The 23,731-nt window shown below is 47.8% G+C and carries 20 protein-coding genes and 1 pseudogene; 15 read left to right on the forward strand and 6 right to left on the reverse strand.

Annotation, left to right across the window (positions count from 1 at the left end):
* Window positions 1–26 precede the first annotated feature (26 nt).
* The 7 genes from BAMF_RS23995 to BAMF_RS24025 all read left to right on the forward strand — a co-directional run bounded on the left by BAMF_RS23995 (window position 27) and on the right by BAMF_RS24025 (window position 7,228).
* Window positions 27–236: a hypothetical protein gene (locus tag BAMF_RS23995; RefSeq protein WP_014469870.1), complete on the forward strand. Its 210-nt coding sequence runs from the start codon at window positions 27–29 to the stop codon at window positions 234–236.
* 25 nt (window positions 237–261) lie between these two features.
* Window positions 262–2,190, forward strand: coding sequence for an LTA synthase family protein (locus tag BAMF_RS24000; protein WP_013351328.1), 1,929 nt, complete (start codon window positions 262–264; stop codon window positions 2,188–2,190).
* A 219-nt stretch (window positions 2,191–2,409) separates the two neighbouring features.
* Window positions 2,410–3,174: a glucose-1-phosphate cytidylyltransferase gene (gene rfbF, locus BAMF_RS24005; RefSeq protein ID WP_013351329.1), complete on the forward strand. Its 765-nt coding sequence runs from the start codon at window positions 2,410–2,412 to the stop codon at window positions 3,172–3,174.
* 6 nt (window positions 3,175–3,180) lie between these two features.
* Window positions 3,181–4,149, forward strand: a complete 969-nt coding sequence (locus BAMF_RS24010) for a GDP-mannose 4,6-dehydratase (RefSeq protein ID WP_013351330.1) — start codon at window positions 3,181–3,183, stop codon at window positions 4,147–4,149.
* Window positions 4,150–4,173: 24 nt separating this feature from the next.
* The gene (locus BAMF_RS24015) at window positions 4,174–5,085 is read left to right on the forward strand and encodes a putative nucleotide-diphospho-sugar transferase (protein WP_013351331.1); all 912 of its coding nucleotides are present in this window, start codon (window positions 4,174–4,176) and stop codon (window positions 5,083–5,085) included.
* A gap of 28 nt (window positions 5,086–5,113) precedes the next feature.
* Window positions 5,114–6,274, forward strand: a complete 1,161-nt coding sequence (locus BAMF_RS24020; protein WP_013351332.1) for a glycosyltransferase family 2 protein — start codon at window positions 5,114–5,116, stop codon at window positions 6,272–6,274.
* A gap of 15 nt (window positions 6,275–6,289) precedes the next feature.
* Window positions 6,290–7,228, forward strand: a complete 939-nt coding sequence (locus BAMF_RS24025; RefSeq protein WP_013351333.1) for a putative nucleotide-diphospho-sugar transferase — start codon at window positions 6,290–6,292, stop codon at window positions 7,226–7,228.
* Between the two features lie 29 nt (window positions 7,229–7,257).
* On the opposite strand, the gene BAMF_RS24030 is transcribed toward BAMF_RS24025, so the two are convergent.
* Together BAMF_RS24030 and BAMF_RS24035 are read right to left on the reverse strand one after the other, a co-directional pair.
* The gene (locus BAMF_RS24030) at window positions 7,258–8,487 is read right to left on the reverse strand and encodes an MFS transporter (RefSeq protein WP_013351334.1); all 1,230 of its coding nucleotides are present in this window, start codon (window positions 8,485–8,487) and stop codon (window positions 7,258–7,260) included.
* 117 nt (window positions 8,488–8,604) lie between these two features.
* Window positions 8,605–9,990, reverse strand: coding sequence for an amino acid permease (locus tag BAMF_RS24035; protein ID WP_013351335.1), 1,386 nt, complete (start codon window positions 9,988–9,990; stop codon window positions 8,605–8,607).
* Between the two features lie 244 nt (window positions 9,991–10,234).
* On the opposite strand from BAMF_RS24035, the gene BAMF_RS24040 reads away from it, so the two are divergent.
* The 3 genes from BAMF_RS24040 (at window position 10,235) to BAMF_RS24050 (ending at window position 13,594) form a co-directional block, all read left to right on the forward strand.
* Window positions 10,235–11,692 (forward strand): aldehyde dehydrogenase family protein, encoded by a 1,458-nt coding sequence (locus BAMF_RS24040; protein ID WP_013351336.1) that lies wholly within the window; start codon window positions 10,235–10,237, stop codon window positions 11,690–11,692.
* 465 nt (window positions 11,693–12,157) lie between these two features.
* Window positions 12,158–12,562: a methyl-accepting chemotaxis protein gene (locus BAMF_RS42165; protein WP_373418726.1), complete on the forward strand. Its 405-nt coding sequence runs from the start codon at window positions 12,158–12,160 to the stop codon at window positions 12,560–12,562.
* A 132-nt stretch (window positions 12,563–12,694) separates the two neighbouring features.
* Complete coding sequence (locus BAMF_RS24050; protein WP_013351338.1) at window positions 12,695–13,594, forward strand: SDR family oxidoreductase; 900 nt, start codon at window positions 12,695–12,697, stop codon at window positions 13,592–13,594.
* A gap of 45 nt (window positions 13,595–13,639) precedes the next feature.
* Here the strand turns inward: BAMF_RS24050 and BAMF_RS24055 are convergent, their stop codons facing one another.
* Entirely contained in the window at window positions 13,640–14,707 is a 1,068-nt protein-coding gene (locus BAMF_RS24055; protein WP_013351339.1) for a tetratricopeptide repeat-containing glycosyltransferase family 2 protein, read from the reverse strand.
* 158 nt (window positions 14,708–14,865) lie between these two features.
* Here BAMF_RS24055 and BAMF_RS24060 point away from each other — a divergent pair, with 158 nt between their 5' ends.
* The 3 genes from BAMF_RS24060 to BAMF_RS24070 all read left to right on the forward strand — a co-directional run bounded on the left by BAMF_RS24060 (window position 14,866) and on the right by BAMF_RS24070 (window position 18,696).
* Window positions 14,866–16,755, forward strand: a complete 1,890-nt coding sequence (locus BAMF_RS24060) for an ABC-F family ATP-binding cassette domain-containing protein (RefSeq protein ID WP_013351340.1) — start codon at window positions 14,866–14,868, stop codon at window positions 16,753–16,755.
* A 270-nt stretch (window positions 16,756–17,025) separates the two neighbouring features.
* Window positions 17,026–17,448 (forward strand): MerR family transcriptional regulator, encoded by a 423-nt coding sequence (locus tag BAMF_RS24065; protein WP_013351341.1) that lies wholly within the window; start codon window positions 17,026–17,028, stop codon window positions 17,446–17,448.
* A gap of 63 nt (window positions 17,449–17,511) precedes the next feature.
* Window positions 17,512–18,696, forward strand: a complete 1,185-nt coding sequence (locus tag BAMF_RS24070) for an MFS transporter (protein ID WP_013351342.1) — start codon at window positions 17,512–17,514, stop codon at window positions 18,694–18,696.
* A gap of 43 nt (window positions 18,697–18,739) precedes the next feature.
* Here the strand turns inward: BAMF_RS24070 and BAMF_RS24075 are convergent, their stop codons facing one another.
* Window positions 18,740–20,296, reverse strand: coding sequence for an ABC-F family ATP-binding cassette domain-containing protein (locus BAMF_RS24075; protein ID WP_013351343.1), 1,557 nt, complete (start codon window positions 20,294–20,296; stop codon window positions 18,740–18,742).
* Window positions 20,297–20,466: 170 nt separating this feature from the next.
* Here BAMF_RS24075 and BAMF_RS24080 point away from each other — a divergent pair, with 170 nt between their 5' ends.
* Window positions 20,467–21,597: a DEAD/DEAH box helicase gene (locus BAMF_RS24080; protein WP_013351344.1), complete on the forward strand. Its 1,131-nt coding sequence runs from the start codon at window positions 20,467–20,469 to the stop codon at window positions 21,595–21,597.
* A 35-nt stretch (window positions 21,598–21,632) separates the two neighbouring features.
* Here BAMF_RS24080 and BAMF_RS24085 read toward each other — a convergent pair.
* Together BAMF_RS24085 and BAMF_RS24090 are read right to left on the reverse strand one after the other, a co-directional pair.
* Window positions 21,633–22,639, reverse strand: a pseudogene (locus BAMF_RS24085) (NADP-dependent oxidoreductase).
* A gap of 128 nt (window positions 22,640–22,767) precedes the next feature.
* The gene (locus BAMF_RS24090; RefSeq protein ID WP_052585541.1) at window positions 22,768–23,118 is read right to left on the reverse strand and encodes a DUF3212 family protein; all 351 of its coding nucleotides are present in this window, start codon (window positions 23,116–23,118) and stop codon (window positions 22,768–22,770) included.
* Between the two features lie 191 nt (window positions 23,119–23,309).
* Here BAMF_RS24090 and BAMF_RS24095 point away from each other — a divergent pair, with 191 nt between their 5' ends.
* Window positions 23,310–23,657: a YflT domain-containing protein gene (locus BAMF_RS24095; protein WP_003155650.1), complete on the forward strand. Its 348-nt coding sequence runs from the start codon at window positions 23,310–23,312 to the stop codon at window positions 23,655–23,657.
* The last annotated feature ends 74 nt before the right edge of the window (window positions 23,658–23,731 follow it).

Below are 23,731 nucleotides of genomic sequence, written 5' to 3' on the forward strand. Positions count from 1 at the left end.
GGTATCTCATATTTTGGAGACCCGGTTTGATACGGTATCCTTTTAATGTCAGAAAAAAATGTGAAACGAAGAACGGATATCCTGCGTCTAATGGCTGGCGGGATAAGATGTTCAATGGGCATGACACGAATGATAAATATATCGTTTTTAAAAATGGTGTGTTTATGGGGCTGTGTGATGCTTTCGTTTTGCTCGGAAAGCAGGAATTGAAGCAAAAAGTAAGAATACAGATTTAAAGTGTTTAGGAAAGTAGAGGTTGCCATGAAGAAATTATTTTCTTACAGACTTAGTTTTTTTGTACTGGCTATTATTTTGTTTTGGGCCAAAACGTATTTAGCCTATCATGCTGAATTCAACCTTGGGGTGAAGGGGCCGACACAGCAGTTTCTGCTTGTGATCAATCCGTTCTCAAGCGCCATTTTCTTTTTAGGACTGGCATTGTTTGCGAAAGGCCGCAAATCAGCGATTATTATGGTGATTATTGATTTCATCATGACGTTTATTTTGTATGCAAATATCCTATTCTATCGATTCTTCGATGATTTCTTGACATTCCCTAACTTAAAGCAATCCGGTAATGTCGGAAATATGGGAGACGGCATCTTCAGCATTATGTCCGGCCATGATATTTTATACTTTGTTGACATTATTATTTTAATCGCACTGCTGGTGTGGAGACGTGAGCTGAAGGAATTCAAGCTGAAAAAACGTTATACGTCATTAATTATCGTTACGGGTATCGTTTTGTTCTTCATTAACTTGGCGATTGCCGAAGAGGACCGCCCGGAGCTGTTGACAAGAACATTCGACCGCAACTACATTGTGAAATACTTAGGCCTTTATAATTACACGATTTATGACGGCGTGCAGACGGCACAGACGGAAACGCAGCGGGCATATGCAAGCAGCGATGACCTGACGAGCGTTGAAAACTACACATCGTCGCATTACGCGAAGCCGGACGCCGAGTATTTCGGCAAGGCTAAAGGCAAAAACATCATTAAGATTCACTTGGAGAGTTTCCAATCGTTTTTGATCAATTACAAACTTGACGGTAAAGAAGTCACGCCGTTCCTGAATAAACTCGCCCGCGGCGGAGAAGACATGACGTACTTTGATAACTTTTTCCACCAAACAGGCCAAGGTAAAACATCTGACGCAGAGCTGATGATGGATAACAGCCTGTTCGGACTGCCTGAAGGGTCAGCCTTCGTGACAAAAGGAGAAAACACGTATCAATCGCTACCTGCCATCCTTGACCAAAGTGAAGGCTATACAAGCGCCGTTTTACATGGTGACTACAAATCATTCTGGAACCGTGACCAGATTTACAAACATATCGGCTATGACAAATTCTTTGACGCCAGCACATACGATATGTCTGACGACAACCTTGTCAATATGGGACTGAAGGATAAACCATTCTTTAAAGAATCCATTCCGAAGCTTCAATCGCTGAAACAGCCGTTCTATGCGCATTTAATCACGCTGACGAACCATTATCCGTTTACGCTTGATGAAAAAGACGCAACGATCGAAAAAGCGAAAACGGGAGACGCGACTGTGGATGACTATTTCCAGACCGCACGTTATCTCGACGAAGCGCTTGAACAGTTCTTTAAAGACCTGAAATCGTCCGGTTTATATGACAACTCGGTGATTATGATTTACGGAGACCACTACGGAATCTCTGAAAACCATAACCGCGCGATGAAAGAAATTCTCGGCAAAGAAATTACGCCTTATCAAAACGCGCAGAACCAGCGTGTGCCGCTTATGATTCACGTCCCTGGCAAAAAAGGCGGAGTGAACCATACGTACGGCGGTGAAATGGATGTAATGCCGACGATCCTTCACTTAGAAGGCATCGATTCTAAGAAATATATTAATTTCGGTACCGATCTCTTCTCGAAAGACCATGATGACACGGTGACGTTCCGTAACGGAGATTACGTCACGCCGAAATATACTTCTATTTCCAATGTCGTATACGATACGAAGACAGGAAAAGAACTGAAAGGCAATCAGGAAACGAAAAACCTGAAAGCCAGAGTCACAGAGCAGCTGAAGCTGTCTGACAGCGTTATGTACAAAGACCTGCTCAGATTCCACAAAATGAACGACTTTACGCCGGTTGATCCGTCAAAATATCATTACGGCAAAGAAAAGCTCAATCAGGATAATAAATAATAGAAAGAACCTTGCGGAATATCTTCCGTAAGGTTCTTTTTTTGTGTGTATCTTCACTAATCTGAAAAAAGGGAGAGCTTTTGGTCACAAAGGGCGCCAATCTCTCATATCTTACAGTAGATTTTGAAACCGGTAATAGAGAATCGGACAAATTATCGGGTTGGGTTTCTCTTGTACGGGCGGTTTCGAATCCAATATTCACAGAGAAGAGGGGTAGAGATGAAAGCAGTCATTCTCTGCGGCGGGAAAGGAACGAGAATGAGCGAAATCACCAATGAACGTCCTAAACCGCTCGCCATGATTGGCGGAAAACCGATTCTATGGCATATTATGAAACTCTATCAATACTATGGCGTGAACGAATTTATCCTGCTTCTTGGTTTCAAAGGAGAGATGATTAAGGAATATTTCTTAGATTATGATTGGAAGAATCACAGCATGACGCTGGACAGCTCTACCGGAGAAGTGCGGATATTGGGAAAATCCGAGCCGTGGAAAATTACTTTTTTAGACACGGGGGAACACACGCAGACGGCGGGGCGGCTTTTACAGGCAAAGGACATCATCGGGGATGAAACCTTTCTAATGACGTACGGGGACGGACTGGCCAACATCAACATGTTTCATCTGATCAGCTATCATCAATCAAAAGGGGCTGCGGCAACCGTCACCGGTATTGAGAAGACCTCGCAATTCGGGACGCTGAGAGTCGAAGACGGCATGGCGAAAAGCTTTTCTGAAAAAACCTCAAGCGACGGCATCATCAACGGCGGATTCTTCGTGCTCAGCCCGAAGGTATTCGATTATCTGCCGAAAGACAGGGATGTCATGTTTGAAGAAGAACCGCTGAAGGAGCTGGCGAAGGCCGGCGAATTAGCTGTATACCGGCATTACGGATTCTGGACGGCGATCGATACGTATAAAAACCTGCTGGAAATCAACAAGATGTGGGATCAAGGACAACATGTATGGAAGGTATGGTGATCAGGTTTGAGTTTCTGGAAAAATAAAAATGTGTTTGTGACGGGATGTACAGGTCTTTTAGGAAGCTGCTTGGTGAAGGAACTGATCGATCAGGGGGCCAATGTGACAGGACTTGTCCGTGACACTGTGCCCAAATCAAATCTGTATCAGGGAGAACAAGTGAAGCAAATGAATATCGTGCAGGGCGCGCTTGAAGATCTGGATGTGATTGAGCGGGCGCTTGGCGAATATGAAATTGACACGGTCTTTCATTTAGCCGCTCAGGCGATCGTCGGTGTCGCAAACCGCAATCCGATTTCCACTTTTGAAGCCAATATTCTCGGCACATGGAACATCCTTGAAGCGTGCCGCAGACATCCGCTTATCAAGCGTGTGATCGTCGCTTCCAGTGATAAAGCATACGGCGACCAGCCGACACTGCCGTACGATGAAAACATGCCTCTTCAAGGCAAACATCCGTATGACGTGTCAAAAAGCTGTGCCGATCTGTTAAGCCACACATATTTTAATACGTACGGCCTTCCAGTCTGTATTACGCGCTGCGGCAATTTGTACGGCGGCGGGGATTTGAATTTCAACCGGATCATTCCGCAGACGATTCAGCTCGTGCTGAACGGTGAAGCGCCGGAAATCCGCAGCGACGGCACATTTATCCGTGATTATTTTTATATCGAGGATGCGGTCGAAGCATACCTTTTGCTGGCGGAAAAGATGGAGGAGCTCAATCTTGCGGGAGAAGCGTTCAACTTCAGCAATGAGATTCAGCTGACGGTGCTGGAACTGGTAGAAAAAATTCTTAAGGCCATGGACAGTGATCTGAAGCCGAAGGTGCTCAACCAGGGAAGCCACGAAATCAAGCATCAATATTTATCGGCTGAAAAGGCGAGGAAGCTTCTGAACTGGACACCCGCGCATGCCATTGATGAAGGATTGGAAAAAACGATTGAATGGTATAAAGCCTTTTTTCAAAAGTAACAAAAACAGAGGTGAGATAAAGACGTGACAAGCGCATATTGCACAGTTTTATCAAAAGGAAGGCTATATCAGGCCATCGCTTTATTCGGCTCATTGAAAGAGGTTCAGGCGGACGCCCCCATTTTTACTTTGTGCATGGATCAAGACACCTATGACGTGCTTCAAGCAATGCGGCCGGATAATGTCACCTTGATTCAGGTGTCGGCACTGGAAAATGAGGAGCTCCTTGAACTGAAGCGGACGAGGGATCAGAGCGAATACTGCTGGACGGTGAAGCCGGTATTTCTCGAATTCGTACTGGACGGACATCCGGACTTAGAGCGTGTCACGTACATTGATGCCGATTTGTTTTTCTTCGCTGATCCGCGCCCGATTTTTGAAAATCAGCCGGATTGTTCGGTGCTTCTGTCACGGGGCGATATCGTCATCCCCTCATTTGAAAAACAGGAAATTGACATGCTGCAGCGTCTTTTAGGCCGGTATAATTCCGGTTTTCTCAGCTTCAAAGCCGACCGGGCCGGCACAGATTGTCTCAAGTGGTGGAAAGAACGTTGCCTGGAAGAATGCAAAAATGCGCCGGGGGAAGGAAAATTCGGAGATCAGGGCTATTTGGATTACATGTCTGATCTGTTCCCGAATGTGTGTGACATTGCCACGCCCGGCGTGAATATCGGCCATTGGAATTACGGACGGCATACGTTTTCATGGAAGGACGGGCGCCTTGTGCTCGAAGACGGAAGTCCGCTGATTTTCTATCATTTCAGCGGATATCGGATCGTCACAGCCAACGACATTCGGCAGATTCATGAGACGACCCGGACCGACCTGCCGTTTGTCCATCAGCTTTACCAGGACATTCTGAAGCAGGTGATCGGGACGGTCAGCGCCGTCTGCCCGGAGTTCAGCGGCTTTGCATCTGAGGATGATAACAAATAAATGATCATATACAGGAAGTGAACAAAAAGTGAAGGCAAGCGTCATTGTTCCCGCATATAATTCCAAGGAGAGGCTGTATAACAGCCTGCTCTCCCTGAATGAACAGGAATGCACAGAGCCGTTCGAAGTAATTGTGGCTGACAACGGTTCAGAAGACGGAACCTTATCCATGCTTGAATCATTCAGCGCGAATTTTCCGCTGATTTTTGTGAGAATTAAAGAAAACAGAGGGATCGCTTACGGACGGAATCAGGCGGTTCGCAATGCCAGAGGCGATATTTTGATTTTCCATGACAGTGACATGCTTGCCGAAAAGGATTTGGTGGCTAAGCATATCAAGGCTCATGAGAACCGGGACGATCTTGTCGTTTGCGGTATGTTCTGGAAGCGGCTGTACAGCTTTTATTATGACCGCTTTGAAAAAGAGCATAAGGAAAAGCTAGCCGAACTGTATGAAGATCTGCCGGGAGATAAAGAGCCGCTTCTTGATGAAAGTGCGATCAGAGACGGAAGCTTTCTTGACCAATGCTTTGACTTAGATACCGATTTTATCCGCGCGCTGAAAAGTATTTTGGGAAAATACGGGGACGATTTGAAAGGCTACCGTCTGCCGTGGCGTTTTTTCATTACGAACAATTCATCAGTGAAAAGACAGCACGTGGAAGATCTCGGCCTGTTTGATGAAGGCATTGTCAGATACGGCTTTGAGGATTATGATCTCGGCATCAGGCTTCATCAGTCGGGATTGGCGTTTCAGCTGCGGCGCGATATCATGAGCGTCCATCAGGAGCATCCGAGCAACTGCGCTTCCGTTGATGACATCAGGACGAATATCGCGTACATGTGCGACAAGTACAATGATATTCATTCGCTTGACGTGCACCTCGCATTTAACGGCCCATTTGATGCGGAGTTGACCAACAGCATTATGGCAGACATCGAAAAACTGCTTGATTATGAGAAATATGAAAGCCTGCTGCACATCTTTCTCGAGCTGCTGCACGTGGTTAAAGACCGCAACCTCGACCCGGACTGGAAGACGAAAAGCCCGCGTATCACGGCGAACAGCTTTCATCTGCCGGAGGTCCAAAAGCTTTTGTCAAAAGCGGAAAAAAAGCTGGGCGTCACGCACTTTGCCAGGGCGTTCAAAGCGCTGATTGCTGATTTACTGCATGTGGATCTTAAATAAACTGGATGTGATATGGTGAGTAAATATCATTTTTCAACCATTGTTTCAAGAACGCATATCTTTAAACTGATGCCGATGATTCATTCTCTCCATGAGCATTGCCGTGATTTTCATCTGTATGTGCTGTGTGTCGACCTGAAGGCGTATGAACTGCTTCAGCAGGTGCCGTGGGAGCATGTCACGGCGGTTCAGCTCCATGAAATGGAGGATCCGGAGCTGCTTGAAGCAAAGGGCGGCCGGACGTTTCATGAATATTGCTGGACGCTGAAGCCGGCATTTCTGTTCCATGTGATGACGGAGTATAAGGAAGCCGAATATTTTGCCCATTTGGATACCGATCTCTTTTTCTTCTCAGATGTGGATAGGCTGTTTGCGGAAAAGCCGGATGCTTCTCTTTTTCTGACGGATCACCGCAATTCAAAACGGTTTGCGTCCTATTACAAGCTGACCGGGCAGTACAACACCGGGTTTGTCGGCGCGCGGAATACTGAGGAAGCGTACCGGGCGGTCTGGCAATGGAGACAGGATTGTATCTCTTATTGTACCGTGGAGATGAATGAAGAAAAAAAGACATACGGTGATCAAAGGTATGTTGAAAAGTGGCCCGCGCAATTTGAACACGTCCATGTCTCGGAGTCGATCGGCGCGAATGCGGCGCTGTGGAATATTGAGAAATATAAAGTCAGCCTGCGCGACGGAGCTGTATATGTCAATGACACCCCGCTGATTTTTTATCATTTTTCCGGTTTTACACTCGTCACGGAGAACGAATTCAATCTGTGCTGGTACTATCACATCGATGACAAGGCGACAGTCAGCTATATTTACGTGCCGTATATCAAAAATATTAAAAAATGGATTGATGAAATTCAACAAGCGTTCCCAGATTTCAGAGACGGGTTTATTCCGAGATATGCGGTTCCTGACACTCATTTTTATACGGTTGAAACATAAAAATCCCTGCCTTTTTGGCAGGGATTTTTTTATGAGTGCCATTCTTTTAAGGTTTTGTCGCTCGGCAGGACAAAGGCGAGCAGGCCTAAAACGGGCAGAAAGGCGACGGCTGTCATGGTCGGCGTTAATCCCGCCGAATCAATGAGGGCGCCGAGCGCAACGGCTCCGATCGCTCCCATTCCGAAGGCGAGTCCGACCGTCAGCCCTGACATCGTGCCGATTTTCCCCGGAACAAGCTCCTGCGCGTAGACAACCGTTACGGAGAAGCTGGACATCAGGACAACGCCGATCAGGGCCAGTACGCCATAAGCGATGACAGGGCCCGCAAACGGAAGGAAAATCGTCAAGGGAGCCGATGCCATCATCGAAACGATGATGACGTTCCGCTTTCCGAAACGGTCTGCAAGCGGTCCGCCGAGAAACGTTCCCACAGCGCCGAAAAATAAAAAGACGAAGATGGAGCTCTGTGCCTGCTGAATGCTGACATGATAAGCATTCATCGCATAGAACGTATAAAAGTTGCCGATTGCACTCACATACCAGGAGCGTGCGAAAATTAAGAAGATAATCATGATAAGGGCAAGAATAATCGGTTTTGTAATCACGGTCTGTACAGCGGCGGCCGGCGATTTTTTACTTGCGGCGCGCAAATGAATCAGGCGGTCTTTGTACCATTTGGCGATATAAATGAGAAACAGCACAGCGATTGCGGCGACAAGCGTAAACCAGACAGAACCGAATTGACCGAGCGGAACGAGAATCAGCGCGGTAATCAATGGCGCCATCGCCTGGCCGGTATTTCCGCCGACCTGGTAAATCGATTGCGCCAAGCCGCGTTTATTGCCTGCCGCCATGTAAGCGACACGCGACCCTTCAGGATGAAAGACGGCGGAGCCAAGGCCGATAAAGAATACACAGCATAAAATCGTCAGAAAAGACGGGGCGAACGCGAGGCCTAAAATGCCGAGCATGCTTGAGGTGAGTCCGAGCGGCAAAGCATACGGCATCGGGCGTTTATCCGTATACCAGCCGATGACGGGCTGCATCACGGATGACACCATATTCAGCGTAAAGGCGATGATTCCGAGCTGCGTAAAGGTAAGGCTCATGGAACGTTCCAAAATAGGAAACATCGCAGGAATCACCGCTTGCAGCGAATCGTTCAGCAAATGACAGATCCCGATAATCAATAAAATGGAATACATGGTTGTCTCGGGACGTTGGACAGGTTTTTCTTTCAGCGGGGCGGCAATTGCCACAGTTATTCTCCTCCTTTTTCTGTAAGCGAAGCATACACCATATTATTCATAAGGTGAATGAATTATCAAGAGCAAAAAAGGCTCTTCTTTCTCAAACCGAAAAAAGAGCCTCCCTTTTTATTTGTTTAACAAACTGTGTTTTCTCGAATACACCATGTAAACGACGATCCCGGCGGCGATCCAGATGACAAAGGAGAGCCACGTCACGCCCGGCAGGCTGCATGCGAGATAAAGGCATAAGCATGCGCTGATGATCGGCACAAAAGGCACGAAAGGAACACGGAAGGAAGATGTGATCTCCGGATGTTTCTTTCTTAAAACGATGACGGCGATCGCGATGACCGTAAAGGCCGCCAAAGTGCCCATATTGACAAGGTGCGCCAAGGTTCCCAAATCAATAAAACCCGCGATCCCGGCAGCGACAATTCCCGTCACCCAAGTGTTTTGAAACGGTGTTTTAAAGCGCGGGTGAACCTTGGAAAACATGCGGGGCAAAAGGCCGTCTCTGCTCATCGCAAATGTAAGGCGCACCTGAGCGTAAAGCAGAGCGAGCATTACCGTTGTAATCCCGATAATCGCGCCGACGGAGATAATGCCCGCTATTTTGTTCTGGCCGACAAATTGGAGCGCAAAGGATACCGGATCTCCGACATTTAATTTGGTGTACGGAAGCATTCCTGTCAGAACGAGCGACACCGTAATGTAAAGGATGGTGCAGATGGCGAGCGCGCCGATGATTCCGATCGGCATTGATTTCTGCGGATTTTTCACTTCTTCTGACGCGTTTGACACGGCATCAAATCCGAGATACGCGAAGAAAACGGTCGCGGCGCTCGCGATGACGCCTTTCATTCCGAACGGCATAAACGGCGACCAGTTTTCCGGTTTCACGTAGCCGAAACCGACGATGATAAACAGCAGAATGATCGCAATTTTCATCAATACAATGACATTGTTAAAGCGGGTGCTTTCTTTCACGCCCCTTGAAACAATTGCGGTAATGACCAAAATAATGATAACGGCCGGCAGATTAAACACGGCGCCCGCTTTGCTTCCGGGTGCGGCGGTCAGCGCCTCCGGAAGATGCAGCCCGAAGCCTGCGAGAAGCGACTGGAAATACGATGACCAGCCGGTTGCGACGGCGGCGAGCGCGATGACATACTCAAGCATTAAGTCCCATCCGATTAAAAACGCGAGACATTCCCCGAGGGTGACATATGAGTACGTATATACGCTGCCTGAAATCGGAATGGATGAAGAAAATTCCGCATAACAAAACGCGGCGAGCGCGCAGGCAAGCCCCGCGAGCACAAACGAAAGAATCAAAGCCGGCCCTGCGCCTGTCGCGGCCACGGTCCCGGTAATCACAAAAATCCCCGTGCCGACAACACAGCCGATTCCGAGTAAAACCAAGTCAAAAGCGCTTAACGAGCGGGCCAGACTGGTCTGTCTGCTCTGTGCCTTTAAGTCGGCCAGCGGCTTTTTCCGAAATAGTAAAGACATATGGGTCCTCCTGAAAATTCATAATATTCTCATCATTATATACACTGACGTTTGTATTATATTGTTGAAATTTCGCGCAGTCAATTAAAGAATTTTCCACTTTAAAAGGACAAAGCTCAAAAGCGTCGATGTGAGGAAGAGAAAGTAATTTTATCGTGAAATAGTTCAATTTTCTCACGTTAAGACCGATACAAAAAATGACCCATTAACTATTTTCAAGTTTCGGTGAAAGGGAGATGTTTACATGTTTCAATATGAAGAACTAAATAAGCAGTTTATCGGCGGCCGATGGAGGGATGGAAGCAGCCGGAACGTATTGGAAGACAGAAATCCTTATACTCAGAAAGTCATCACCTCATTCCGAAAAGCGACGCCTGATGATGTGGATGCGGCGTACCGTGCCGCGGCTCTTGCGAAACAAGAATGGGACAAAGTAAACCCTTTTAAAAAGCGGGCCATTTTGGAAAAAGCGGTATCTTTCATCGAAGAGCATGAAGAAGCGATTGTTTACTTAATCATGGAGGAACTTGGCGGAACAAGACTGAAGGCTGAGTTTGAAATCGGACTTGTTAAAAATATGATAAAAGAAGCCGCAACATTTCCGGTGCGGATGGAAGGGAAAATTCTCCCGTCGACGATTGACGGAAAAGAAAACAGGCTGTACAGAATACCCGCCGGAGTCGTCGGGGTGATCAGCCCGTTTAATTTCCCGTTTTTCCTTTCAATGAAATCTGTTGCGCCGGCACTCGGCGCGGGGAACGGCGTTGTATTGAAGCCTCATGAAGAAACACCGATCTGCGGCGGCACGCTTATCGCGAAAATTTTTGAAGCGGCCGGCGTACCGGACGGGCTGCTGAACGTCATCGTTACGGATATCGGGGAGATCGGCGACAGCTTTGTCGAGCATCCCGTGCCGCGAATTATCTCATTTACAGGTTCAACAGGGGTAGGCAGCTATATCGGACAGCTTGCGGTTAAACACTTTAAAAAACCGCTGTTGGAGCTTGGCGGAAACAGCGCTCTGATCGTGCTTGAGGATGCTGATCTCGAATACGCCGTCAATGCGGCCGTATTCAGCCGGTTTACGCATCAGGGCCAGATCTGCATGTCGGCGAACCGCGTGCTCGTTCACACGTCTGTATATGACAAATTTACAGAGCTTTACGAAGCGAAAGTGTCATCGCTGAAAGTCGGCGATCCGATGGACCCTGATACGGTTATCGGGCCTTTAATCAATGAGAGACAGGCGGAAGGTTTAAAACGGTCTGTTGAAAAGGCGATAGAAGAGGGAGCGGTTCCGGTCTTGTCCGGCCGATTCAGCGGAACGATCGCTGAACCTGTCATCTTAAAAGATGTGAAGCCTGATATGAGCATCGCGAAGGAGGAACTGTTCGGCCCGGCCGTCTGCATCATGCCGTTTGAAACGGAGGATGAAGCTGTCAGCATCGCAAACGCGACACCGTTCGGTTTAAGCGGAGCCGTGCATACGGCAAACGTTGAGCGGGGCGTTGAGTTTGCAAAGCGGATCGAGACCGGCATGATTCACGTCAATGATACGACCATTAATGATGAACCGAATGTCGCGTTCGGCGGCGAGAAGCAATCAGGTCTCGGCAGGCTGAACGGCGAATGGAGCCTTGAAGAATTCACCACGCTGAAATGGATTTCGGTTCAGCATGAAAAACGGCAATTCCCATATTAAGAAGGAGTGAAAGAAATGAGTATACAGACGGAGCAGCAAACGCACAGCCTGCTTGACGCTTTTGTCAAAGTTGCGCCTTTTTTAAACAGTCTGATCCAAGATGACATCACCATCGGGATTTATGATACGGAAAAATTAATCGTGAACATTCCGGCTAAAACTTTTTCTCTTAACGTAAAGCCGGGCGACCCGCTGCAAAAAGGGGATATCATTACAGACGCGATCCGCATGAATCAGAAGAAGACAAGCATGGTGCCGAAAGAGCTGTTCGGATTTCCGCTGATTGCCAGAGCGATTCCGCTTCACGATGAAAACGGAAAAGTTATCGGCGGCGTCGGTCTCGGCACCAGCCTTGAAAAATCAGCCAAGCTTCATGATGTCGCTGAAAGCCTGTCCGCCGTCGTGGAACAGACGGCTTCAGCGGTCGCGGATATTTCAGAATCCATCAACGGCTTTTCGTCACAGATGTCCGGGATTTCCGCTCAGGCGAAACAAGTCAGTGAAAGCGCGGGAGAAATCGCAGACATCTCCGTCACAGTCAAGGGCATCTCAGATCAAAGCAATCTGCTCGGTTTAAATGCGGCTATTGAAGCCGCGAGAGCCGGAGAATCCGGCAAGGGCTTTTCCGTTGTGGCGGACGAAATCCGCAAGCTTGCCACTCATTCAAAAGACAATGTCGGCCAAATTGACCAGATTACGAAAAAAATCCACAGCCTGCTGAAAGGGCTGGAGGATTCTATTGAATCCATCAACCAGAACACAGACGGCCAAGCGGCGGCGGTTGAACAAATTTCTGCAACGATGCAGGAAATTTCGGGAAGCGCCCAGCATTTAGCGAAAATGGCTGAAAACGTGCTCGGAGATTCATAAAAAAGGGGGGGAGCTTACGGGCTCCTTTTTTTGTTTTATCTTAGCATTCGGAAACTGCTCCTCACACGTTTGACCCGTCATGCTCAAGGGTACACATACGAATACATCACCAATGATAAAGGAGAGTTTTGTATGTCTGATGCAAATCTGCACAACCCGCAGACGAAATATGACCATGATGAATTTCCAAAACAATATCAGGAACCGCCCGGTTTGCAGAAAGAGATGAAGCCTGTGCCGGACTGCGGTGAAACAAGCTACAAAGGAGCAGGAAAGCTGAAGGGAAGAAAAGCCCTTGTTACCGGAGGCGATTCGGGAATCGGCCGGGCTGCCGCAATCGCCTATGCCCGGGAAGGGGCGGATGTAGCCATTAACTATCTGCCTGAGGAACAGCCGGATGCCGAAGAAGTAAAAGCATTAATTGAAAAAGAAGGAAGAAAAGCCGTTCTGCTGCCGGGTGATTTAAGCGATGAAGCGTTTTGCGGAGAATTGGCGGAAAAAGCGTATCAAGAGCTTGGCGGTCTTGACACGCTCGCTCTTGTCGCCGGCAAACAGCAGGCAGTGGATGATATCAGCGATCTTGCCACAGAACAAATCTATCAAACCTTCGAAGTCAATGTATTTTCACTGTATTGGCTCGTCAAGGCGGCGCTTCCGTATTTGCCAAAAGGCGCGTCTATTATCACGACAACGTCCGTAGAAGGGTATAATCCAAGCCCGATGCTATTGGATTATGCCGCGACGAAACATGCTATTATCGGTTTTACCGTCGGCTTAGGAAAGCAGCTGGCGAATAAAGGAATCAGAGTCAACTCGGTAGCGCCGGGGCCGATCTGGACGCCGCTGCAGATTTCGGGAGGACAGCCCGGTGAAAACATTCCGAAATTCGGCAAGGAAACACCGGCCGTTCCATTAAATCGTGCCGGCCAGCCGGCGGAGCTTGCGGGGATTTATGTCTTTTTGGCCTCAGAGGAATCCAGCTATGTGACATCCCAAATTTATAGTGTAAGCGGAGGAATTCCGACAGCGTAATCAATAAGGAGCTGCCCTTCATACGGGGCAGCTCTTTTTTTGATGTTATGTGCCGAGCACGTTTTGATTATACAGTACGCTCGGATGTGACGGGTGGTAGGAGGCGGCTTTGTCGTTATGAATCTTCGCTTTTTCTCTGTCGCCGAGCTGCCAGTAGCAGACGCAGAGCTGCAGATGGGGATACCAGGTGGAGAACTCGAGCTGGGTAAAGCCTGCATCGCTGCTTTTGGCGGATAGGGCGAGCTCATACCAAAACACGCCCTGCCGGTATTGCCGTTTCTCAGCAAAAAAGTCACCCAGCCTGCAGCAGAACTCCGGCCGCGGGCAATCGATCAAAAATGATTTTAAAAGAGACGTCATGGCTGCCTCTTCATGGCCGACCGCCCTGTAGCAATCGGATAAGTATTGGCATGTTCTGATCTCATCTTCGATCCAGCACTGTTTTGTGGAAAGAAAATGGTGATAATACGTAATGGCGCGCTGATACTGGCCGTGATCTTTTAATTCATTCGCAAAGTAAAATAAATCGCGGGGTGTCATCGTTTCATTGTTTTCCGCCATTTTCTCGTAAATCCTCAAGTTGCGGTCTGAGGGAGGCGAATGCTGCTTCTCGGATTTGCGGTGTGTGACGGCGATCTCGGTTTCTATGATGTTTCCGTATACTTCCAGATATTCATGCACGGCTCCGATCCAGTGAAACCCTTTTTCCCGCTTGACGAGACGGTTGCGCCGGTATCTGAAGCTGACCTCTCCCCGATCATCAAAGCCGACGTGATAATACATGGATACCGCGTCAACTTCTTTTGAAAGTGACGCCTTCAGTTCAAGCAGTTTTTCGCGGTCCTTTTCCAAAAAAATATCGTCGGCGTCCAGCCACAGAATATAATCCATTTCCGCTTTGGAAAACGCAAAATTCCGGGCGGCTGCAAAGTGATCGACCCATTCAAAATCATAAATCTTATCCGTATAACGGGCCGCGATTTCTTTCGTCCGGTCGGTTGAGCCCGTATCAACAATCACCATTTCATCCGCAATGTCTTTGACGGAATCAAGACAGCCCGCAAGCACTTCCTCTTCATTTTTTACAATAACGCACAAACTGACGCTGATCATGTCATCACCTCTTCACCTCCAGTGTATAAAAGGAGAGGCGGAAACATTCTTCGGACAAAATGATCTCTTCCAAGAAATTTGTCTGCCCTTTTACTAGTTTTATTCCAGCGCCTGATTTAAAATGAACACATGAACTTACGTGAGGATTGATAGGAACCATGAGCATCATAAAAGCGGAAAACCTTTATAAAACATACGGAGATAAGACATTATTCGACCATATCTCCTTTCATATTGAAGAGAATGAAAGAATCGGTTTAATCGGCCCGAACGGAACGGGCAAGTCAACGCTTCTGAAAACCATTGCCGGCCTTGAATCAACGGAAGAAGGCGAGATTACGGCGTCAGGAAGCGTGCATATTGAATTTTTGCATCAGGACCCCGAGCTTCCTGCCGGACAAACCGTGCTTGAACATATTTATTCCGGCGACTCGGCAGTCATGAGAACGATGAGAGAGTATGAAAAAGCGCTTCAGGCGCTGAATGAAGAGCCTGAAAATGAACAGCGCCAGAAGCACCTGCTTGATGCGCAGGCCAGAATGGACGCGAATGATGCATGGGAAGCGAATACGTTAGCCAAAACGGTTTTGACAAAACTTGGCGTTACCGATTTAATGAAGGATGTCAGCGAGCTGTCCGGCGGCCAGAAAAAGCGCGTCGCGATTGCGAAAAACGTCATCCAGCCGGCTGACCTGCTCATTTTGGATGAACCGACAAACCATTTGGACAATGAAACGATTGAATGGCTGGAAGGCTACTTATCGCAATATCCGGGCGCCGTCATGCTTGTCACGCACGACAGATATTTTCTGAACAGGGTGACGAACAGAATTTACGAGCTTGAGAGAGGCAGCCTTTATACGTATAAGGGAAACTATGAAGTATTTCTGGAAAAGCGGGCCGAACGGGAAGCACTGGCAGAGCAGAAAGAAACAAAACGTCAAAATCTTCTGCGCCGCGAATTGGCATGGCTCAGAAGAGGGGCGAAAGCGCGCTCGACAAAACAAAAAGCGAGAGTGGACAGAGCAGAGGCGCTCAAGGAGCAAAAAGGGCCGGCAGTCTCCGGATCGCTCGATTTCGCGATCGGCTCCCACCGTCTCGGAAAACAGGTGATCGAAGCGGAAAACGTCACCATTACTTATAACGGCCAAGCGCTGATCAGCCAATTTAACGAGCTTGTCATCCCGGGGGAAAGAATCGGCATCATCGGGCCGAACGGAATCGGGAAAACAACACTATTAAACAGCCTCGCCGGCCGAGTTCAGCCTGACAGCGGCAATATCACCATCGGGCAGACGGTCCGGATCGGCTACTACACCCAGGATCACAGTGAAATGAACGGTGATATGAAAGTCATTGAATATATAAAAGAGACGGCTGAAATCGTCAAAACGGCGGAGGGCGATGTCATCACCGCGGAACAAATGCTTGAGCGCTTTCTGTTCCCGCGCCCGATGCAGCAGACGTATATCAGAAAGCTGTCGGGCGGGGAAAAGCGCCGTCTGTACTTGCTGAATGTACTGATGCAGGAGCCGAATGTGCTGTTTTTAGACGAGCCGACCAATGATCTGGACACAGAAACATTAAGCGTGCTCGAAGATTATATCGAACAGTTTCCGGGCGTCGTCATCACGGTATCCCATGACCGCTATTTCCTTGACCGAGTCGTTGACCGCCTGATCGTATTTGAAGGGCAAGGCGTCATTTCCCGTTTCCAAGGTTCGTACAGCGAATACATGGAATATGCAAAAGCAAAGAAAACGTCGGTAAAACAGCCGGCTGAAGAGAAAAAGGCGGAGGAAGAGCCGAAGAAAAAGCGCAAAAAGCTTTCGTATAAGGATCAGATCGAATGGGACGGCATCGAAGACAAAATCGCCGGTCTTGAAGAGAAGCATCAGCGTCTGGAAGCGGAAATCGCCGAAGCGGGAAGTGATTTCGGAAAGATTCAAGAACTGATGGCCGAACAGGCAAAAACGGCTGAAGAGCTTGAAGCGGCGATGGAACGCTGGACTGAACTGTCACTGATGATTGAAGAACTTGAGAATTAAGAAAAGCCGGTATGATCCCCAGGTCATACCGGCTTTTTTGTCATAAACAGATGTCTGCCGGAACATACCGCTTGAGCGATATGTTCTTGTTCATGTCCGTCTAAAGCAATCCCAGCAAAGCGTCCGAAACCGTCCAAGTTTAAACACAAATCGCATCGAAATATCTAATGATAGCATATTATAACAAAATTTTTTCTTTAAAAGTTTACGTTTACGTTAAGGTTCAAAAGGTGTATAATAGTATCAGATACGACAAGAGGGGGATTCACCTTGGAATGGATGAAGATTGATCAAGTTGCCAAACGAAGCGGATTGACAAAACGAACCATTCGGTTTTACGAGGAGATTGGTTTAATTCCTGCTCCTAAAAGGACAGAAGGCGGCGTCCGGCTTTACTCTGAGGATGATATGGAGGAACTTGAAAAAGTAACAAGCACAAAAGAAGTGCTCGGTTTTTCCCTTCAGGAGCTTCAGCAGTTTATGGAGATGAGCCGTCAGCTGGAATTAAACAAAGAGGGGTACTTATTGTCACTGGATCCGAAGGAACGGAAAGAAAAGCTGGAAGAAATTCAGCACGCTTTGAATCACCAGCTTGAGATGATTGATGAAAAGATCAGCACATTCCTGCATTTTAAAGAGCGCCTTAACGGAATGAAAGAAAAAGCTGACCGCGCCATTCAATCAATCGAATGATTTTGCTGTAAACGCTATGGATATAGCGTTTCTTTTAATGGATCAAATAGGAGGCCTGATCAAATGGATACATCATCACAACAGAAAACAGGCTTATTCAGCCAGCCGAAAGCCGTTTGGGCGGTTGCGTTTGCCTGTGTTATTTCCTTTATGGGAATCGGACTTGTCGATCCGATTCTTCCGGCAATTGCCGCACAATTACATGCTTCACCTAGTGAAGTATCGCTGCTGTTTACAAGTTATTTGCTCGTGACCGGTTTTATGATGTTTTTCTCCGGGGCGATTTCCAGCCGGATCGGCGCAAAATGGACACTGCTTCTCGGACTTATTTTTATCATCGTGTTCGCCGCCCTTGGCGGAAGCTCAGGTTCAATCGCTCAGCTTGTCGGCTATCGCGGCGGCTGGGGACTCGGGAATGCTCTCTTTATTTCAACCGCGCTTGCCGTCATCGTCGGAGTGTCCGTCGGGGGCAGCGCCAAAGCCATTATTTTGTATGAGGCCGCGCTCGGTCTGGGGATTTCCGTCGGACCGCTTGCAGGCGGAGAGCTTGGGAGCATCTCATGGCGCGCTCCGTTTTTCGGAGTGTCTGTCCTCATGTTAATCGCACTTTGTGCGATTTCGCTCATGCTGCCGAAGCTGCCGAAACCGGCGAAACGCGTCGGTGTGTTTGACGCAATGAAGGCGCTCAAGTATAAAGGATTGCTGACCATGGCGTCGGCGGCGTTTTTATACAACTTCGGTTTCTTTATTTTGCTTGCCTATTCACCGTTTGTGCTTGATCTGGATGAGCACGGTCTCGGCTATGTCTTTTTCGGCTGGGGTTTATTGCTTGCGGTTACGTCTGTATTTACAGCGCCGGCCTTGCATAAAGCGCTCGGCACAGTCCGTTCGCTCGTCGTTCTGTTCATCTCTTTTGCCGTGATTTTGTTTATTATGGGCATTTGGACAGAACACATGGCGCTTGTCATTACTTGCATCGTCATCGCAGGCGCTGTGCTCGGGATGGTCAACACCATCATGACGACAGCCGTCATGGGGTCCGCTCCTGTCGACCGTTCCATCGCATCTTCTGCATACAGCTCTGTCCGGTTCATCGGGGGAGCCATTGCGCCGTGGATTGCGGGAATGCTGTCAGAGCGTTTTACAGCCCACACGCCGTACCTTGTAGGAGGAGCGGTCGTGCTGGCGGGTATGCTGATCTTGCTTCTGGGACGCAAACATCTCGCCGGAATAAAAGCCGGACATTAAGAAAAAAAGGAACTTCCGCACAGGCGGGAGTTCCTTTTTGTATTTACAGCACTTTCGTCGTCCAAGACTCACAGTTCCATGTTTCCGTCGCGATATCCATGTAGAATTCCGGTTCGTGGGAAATCAGCAGAATAGAGCCTTTGTATTCTTTCAGCGCGCGTTTCAGCTCTTCTTTCGCATCGACATCCAGGTGGTTTGTCGGCTCGTCAAGCACAAGCAGGTTTGTTTCTGAATTGATCAGTTTGCACAGTCTGACCTTCGCTTTTTCTCCTCCGCTGAGAACGGAGACGCGGCTTTCAATATGTTTGGTCGTCAGGCCGCATTTGGCGAGGGCGGCGCGGATTTCATATTGGGTAAAGGAAGGAAATTCGCTCCACACTTCTTCGATACACGTATTGTTATTGGTTTCTTTCACTTCCTGCTCGAAATAGCCCGTGTATTGATGTTCGCCCCGTTCCACCGTGCCTGAGAGCGGCTGAATTTCACCGAGCAGGCTTTTTAACAGTGTCGTTTTCCCGATGCCGTTTGCGCCGTACAGGGCGATTTTCTGGCCGCGTTCCATTTTGAGATTGAGCGGGCGTGACAGCGGAGTATCGTAGCCGATGACTAAGTCCTTCGTTTCAAAAATCAGCTTGCCTGACGTTCTCGCAGGCTTAAAATGGAATTCCGGTTTCGGTTTTTCAGCCGCCAGTTCAATCATATCCATCTTATCAAGCTTTTTCTGGCGGGACATCGCCATGTTTCTCGTGCTGACCCGCGCTTTGTTTCGGGCGACGAAATCCTTCAGCTCAGCCACTTCCTGCTGCTGTTTTTTATAGGCGGCTTCGAGCTGCTGTTTTTTCACTTCGTATACTTCCATGAATTGATGATAGTCACCGACATAACGCGTCAGCTCTTGGTTTTCCACATGATAAATCAAATTGATCACGCTGTTTAAAAACGGAATGTCGTGAGAAATTAAGATGAACGCATTTTCATATTCCTGCAAATAGCGTTTCAGCCATTCAATATGCTGCTCATCGAGGTAGTTGGTCGGTTCGTCCAACAGAAGGATTTCCGGCTTTTCCAAAAGCAGTTTGGCGAGCAGCACTTTCGTCCGCTGTCCTCCGCTTAAGTCAGTGACGTCACGGTCAAGTCCGACATCCTGCAAGCCGAGGCCCCGGGCGATTTCTTCGACTTTGCTGTCAATCACGTAGAAATCATTATTCGTCAGGGCATCCTGAATGACACCGACACCTTCCAGCAGCTGCTCAAGCTCGTCAGGGTCCGCTTCGCCCATTTTGTTATAAATCTCATTCATTTCTTCTTCCATCGCAAATAAGTAATGGAACGCATCCTTCAGCACATCGCGGATCGTTTTCCCTTTTTCAAGCACGGTATGCTGATCGAGATAGCCGACGCGCACGTTTTTCGCCCACTCAACTTTTCCCTCATCAGGCTCAAGCTTTCCGGTAATAATATTCATAAACGTTGATTTACCTTCGCCGTTTGCTCCGATTAAGCCGACGTGCTCCCCTTTTAAAAGACGGAACGATACATTGTTAAAAAGCGCACGGTCACCGAAGCCGTGGCTTAAATCTTTTACGGATAAAATACTCATCATTACACCTCTATCGTTATCAGACACGCTGTTTCGTCATGTGTCTTTCTCATTTATGATTATAAAGGAGGAGACCGTTTGTTAAAAGGCTTGGAAGGAAAAAGAAAATTGCGTTTGGCGCGTGCATTTGAGATACTATGGAGTAGATTTTAAGAATTGAGGAGAACGACATGACCCAAACATGGCCATTTTTACAGCATACACAACCATTTATCGCCGAAAACTGGGAGGCGTCAGGCTTTCAGGAGCCGACCGTCATTCAGGAAAAAGCCGCTCAGGTGATCATGGAAGGAAAAGACGTCATCGCCGAATCCCCGACGGGAACGGGAAAAACATTGGCGTACACGCTTCCGGTTTTGGAGCGGATCAACCCGGAGCAAAAACATCCGCAAGTGATTATTTTAGCGCCGTCCCGCGAGCTTGTGATGCAGATTTTCCAAGTGATCCAAGATTGGAAAAAAGGCTCTGATCTTCGCGCTTTGTCTTTGATCGGCGGAGCAAACGTGAAAAAGCAGGTGGAAAAGCTCAAAAATAAACCGCATATCATTGCAGGCACACCGGGAAGGGTGCTTGAATTGATTCAGGCGAAAAAACTCAAAATGCATGAAGTCAAGACGATCGTTCTTGACGAAGCTGATCAGCTTGTGACAAAGGAACACCGCGAAACGATGAAAAAAATCATTAAAACGACGCTGAGAGACCGCCAGCTTTTAAGCTTTTCAGCTACGCTGCAGCCGGAGACAGAAGAGGTGCTGAATGAGATCGCACACGAGCCGGCCGTTTTGAAAGTGAAGCGGAATACGGAGGAAAAGGCGCGGGTCACGCATCAATACCTCGTCTGCGATCAGCGGGATAAAGTGAAGCTGTTGCAAAAGCTGTCACGGCTGAACGGCATGCAGGCGCTCGTATTCGTCAGAGATATCGGGAATTTAAGCGTCTATGCGGAAAAACTTGCGTATCACCATGTGGATCTCGGCATTCTGCACGGGGAAGCGAAAAAAATGGAGCGGGCAAACATATTATCAGCGTTTGAACGGGGAGAATTTCCGCTGCTTCTGGCGACTGACATTGCGGCGCGCGGACTTGATATCGATGATCTTCCGTATGTCATTCACGCAGACATACCGAATGAAGACGGGTATATCCACAGATCGGGCCGGACGGGGCGTGCCGGTAAAGAAGGAACCGTACTCAGCCTTGTCACACCGATGGAAGAATCCAAACTGAAAAAAATGGCCAAGTCACTCGGAATTGAGCTGAAAGAGGCTGTCTATTCAGGCGGAAGACTATCTGAGAAATAAGAAACGGAGGGCGAAAAAGCCCTCCGTTTTTTGATTTATACTTTGATGATCTGTTTGCCTTTATTTTCTCCTTTAAACAGGCCGAGGAACGCGTCAGGAATATTGCTGAATCCTTCCGTAATCGTTTCTTCATAATGAAGCTTTCCGTCCTTCAGCCATTCGGCTAATTGTTTCGCGCCTTCAGAAAAGCGGTCAGAATAATCACTGACGATGAATCCCTGCATCAGCGCTTTTGTTTTGATCAGCTTCGTCTGTACGCGGGGGCCCATGTCTTCCTCTTCACTTTCGGTATTGTATGAAGAGATCGCTCCGCATACCGGAATGCGGGCGAATTCATTCAGCAGGTTCATCACCGCATCTGAAATCGGTCCGCCGACATTGTCAAAATAGACATCGATGCCGTCAGGACATGCATGTTCAAGCGCTTTTTGAATATCATCTGCCGTTTTGTAGTTAATGGCTTCATCAAATTGAAGCTCCTCTTTCAGATACGCGATTTTTTCGTCAGATCCGGCAATACCGACAACACGCGCGCCTTTGATTTTAGCAATCTGTCCGACTGTTGAGCCGACGGCGCCGCAGCTCCTGAAACGACGACGGTTTCGCCTTTTTTCGGACGGCCGATATCAAGCAGCCCGAAGTAAGCGGTCAGTCCGGTCATCCCTAAAATGCCGAGATAGGCCTGGGCGGGTGCGATATCCGTATCCAATTTTCGGAGGGCGGACTCATTGACGGCTGAATATTCCTGCCACGCGAGATTCCCGATCACAACATCGCCTTTTCTCAGCTTATTTCCGTCTGTCAGAACTTCGGCAATAACTCCGCCTGTTATGGCTTCATCTAAAGCGAACGGCTCGACATATGATTTTGTATCCTGCATCCGTCCGCGCATGTACGGATCAACGGAAACATAACTCGTTTTTACAAGCACTTCGCCGTCTTTCGGTTCGGGAACGGCAATCGTTTCAAAGCGGAAATCGTCATGGACGGGAACGCCTTGGGGGCGTCTTGCCAATTGAATCTGCTGCTGATTTTTCGTCATACTTAAATCCTCCTTCAACATGAGTGTTTGTTCCAAATGTAACACGAACCATTTCCGACTACAAAATCAAACCGTCAGCCGGCATAAAAAAAGAAGGGCTGGGGCCCTTCTTTCTTCATAAGCGTCATTTAAAAGAATAACCGATATATGTCGGTGTTTTTCTCATGTTCCAAATATTCATAGGCATTCGTTTTAGAAGAATGAAGCATGTCGGCGGTGATCACAGGCCGAAGCGCGGTCAGATAAGAACCGAGCGTATTCTCAATTTCTTTCGGCAGAACGGATTCTATATCACCGATATTTATAATAATAGAGAAAACGAAATCGATATTAATATGAAAGGTATTTTCAGCAAAGACCGTAAGCTCTTTTATTCCGTCCGGGCAGCGGGTATGCCGGCGGAATACCTGCTTCACTAAATCACTGACAACCCAAGCGTTAAATTGCTGTTCCGGTGAAAAATAATGAATAGGAACCACCTCCCTGCTTGATCGGCTCATAAAGGTTTTTATTTTTCTGATAAAAGTGGCTCCTCCTACTGTAACATGTCCCGGAAGAAAATATCCACTGACAATCTTCCTGATTTTTCACGGAACTCTCTTTCTTTTGTTTGATACTCGATGAAGCGGGTAAACATCCAATATACAAAAACAAAAGGGAGGACTTATCAATGAAACCAGTAGTAAGAGAATATACAAATGATCAAAAACTGATGCAGGACGTAAAAGAGCTTCAGCAATTGGGTGTCGCAAAAGAAGACGTATATGTGCTTTCTCATGATGACGACAGAACGGATCGCCTGGCCGACAATACGGATGTCAATACCATCGGAGCGAAAGAAACGGGCATTAAACACGCGGTCGGCAATATGTTTAATAAAAAAGGCGACGAGCTCCGCAACAAAATTCACGAAATCGGCTTTTCAGAGGAGGAAGCATCACAATTTGAAAAGCGCTTAGATGAAGGAAAAGTTCTTCTGTTTGTCACAGATAACGAAAAAGTAAAATCATGGGCGTAAGCTGAACAGATCCCAAGGGGTTTTCGGTCCCTTGGGATTTTTTTGCGGGTTCCGCAATAAAACCGAAAGACACT

This window comes from Bacillus amyloliquefaciens DSM 7 = ATCC 23350, from assembly GCF_000196735.1.
Lineage (GTDB): Bacteria > Bacillota > Bacilli > Bacillales > Bacillaceae > Bacillus > Bacillus amyloliquefaciens.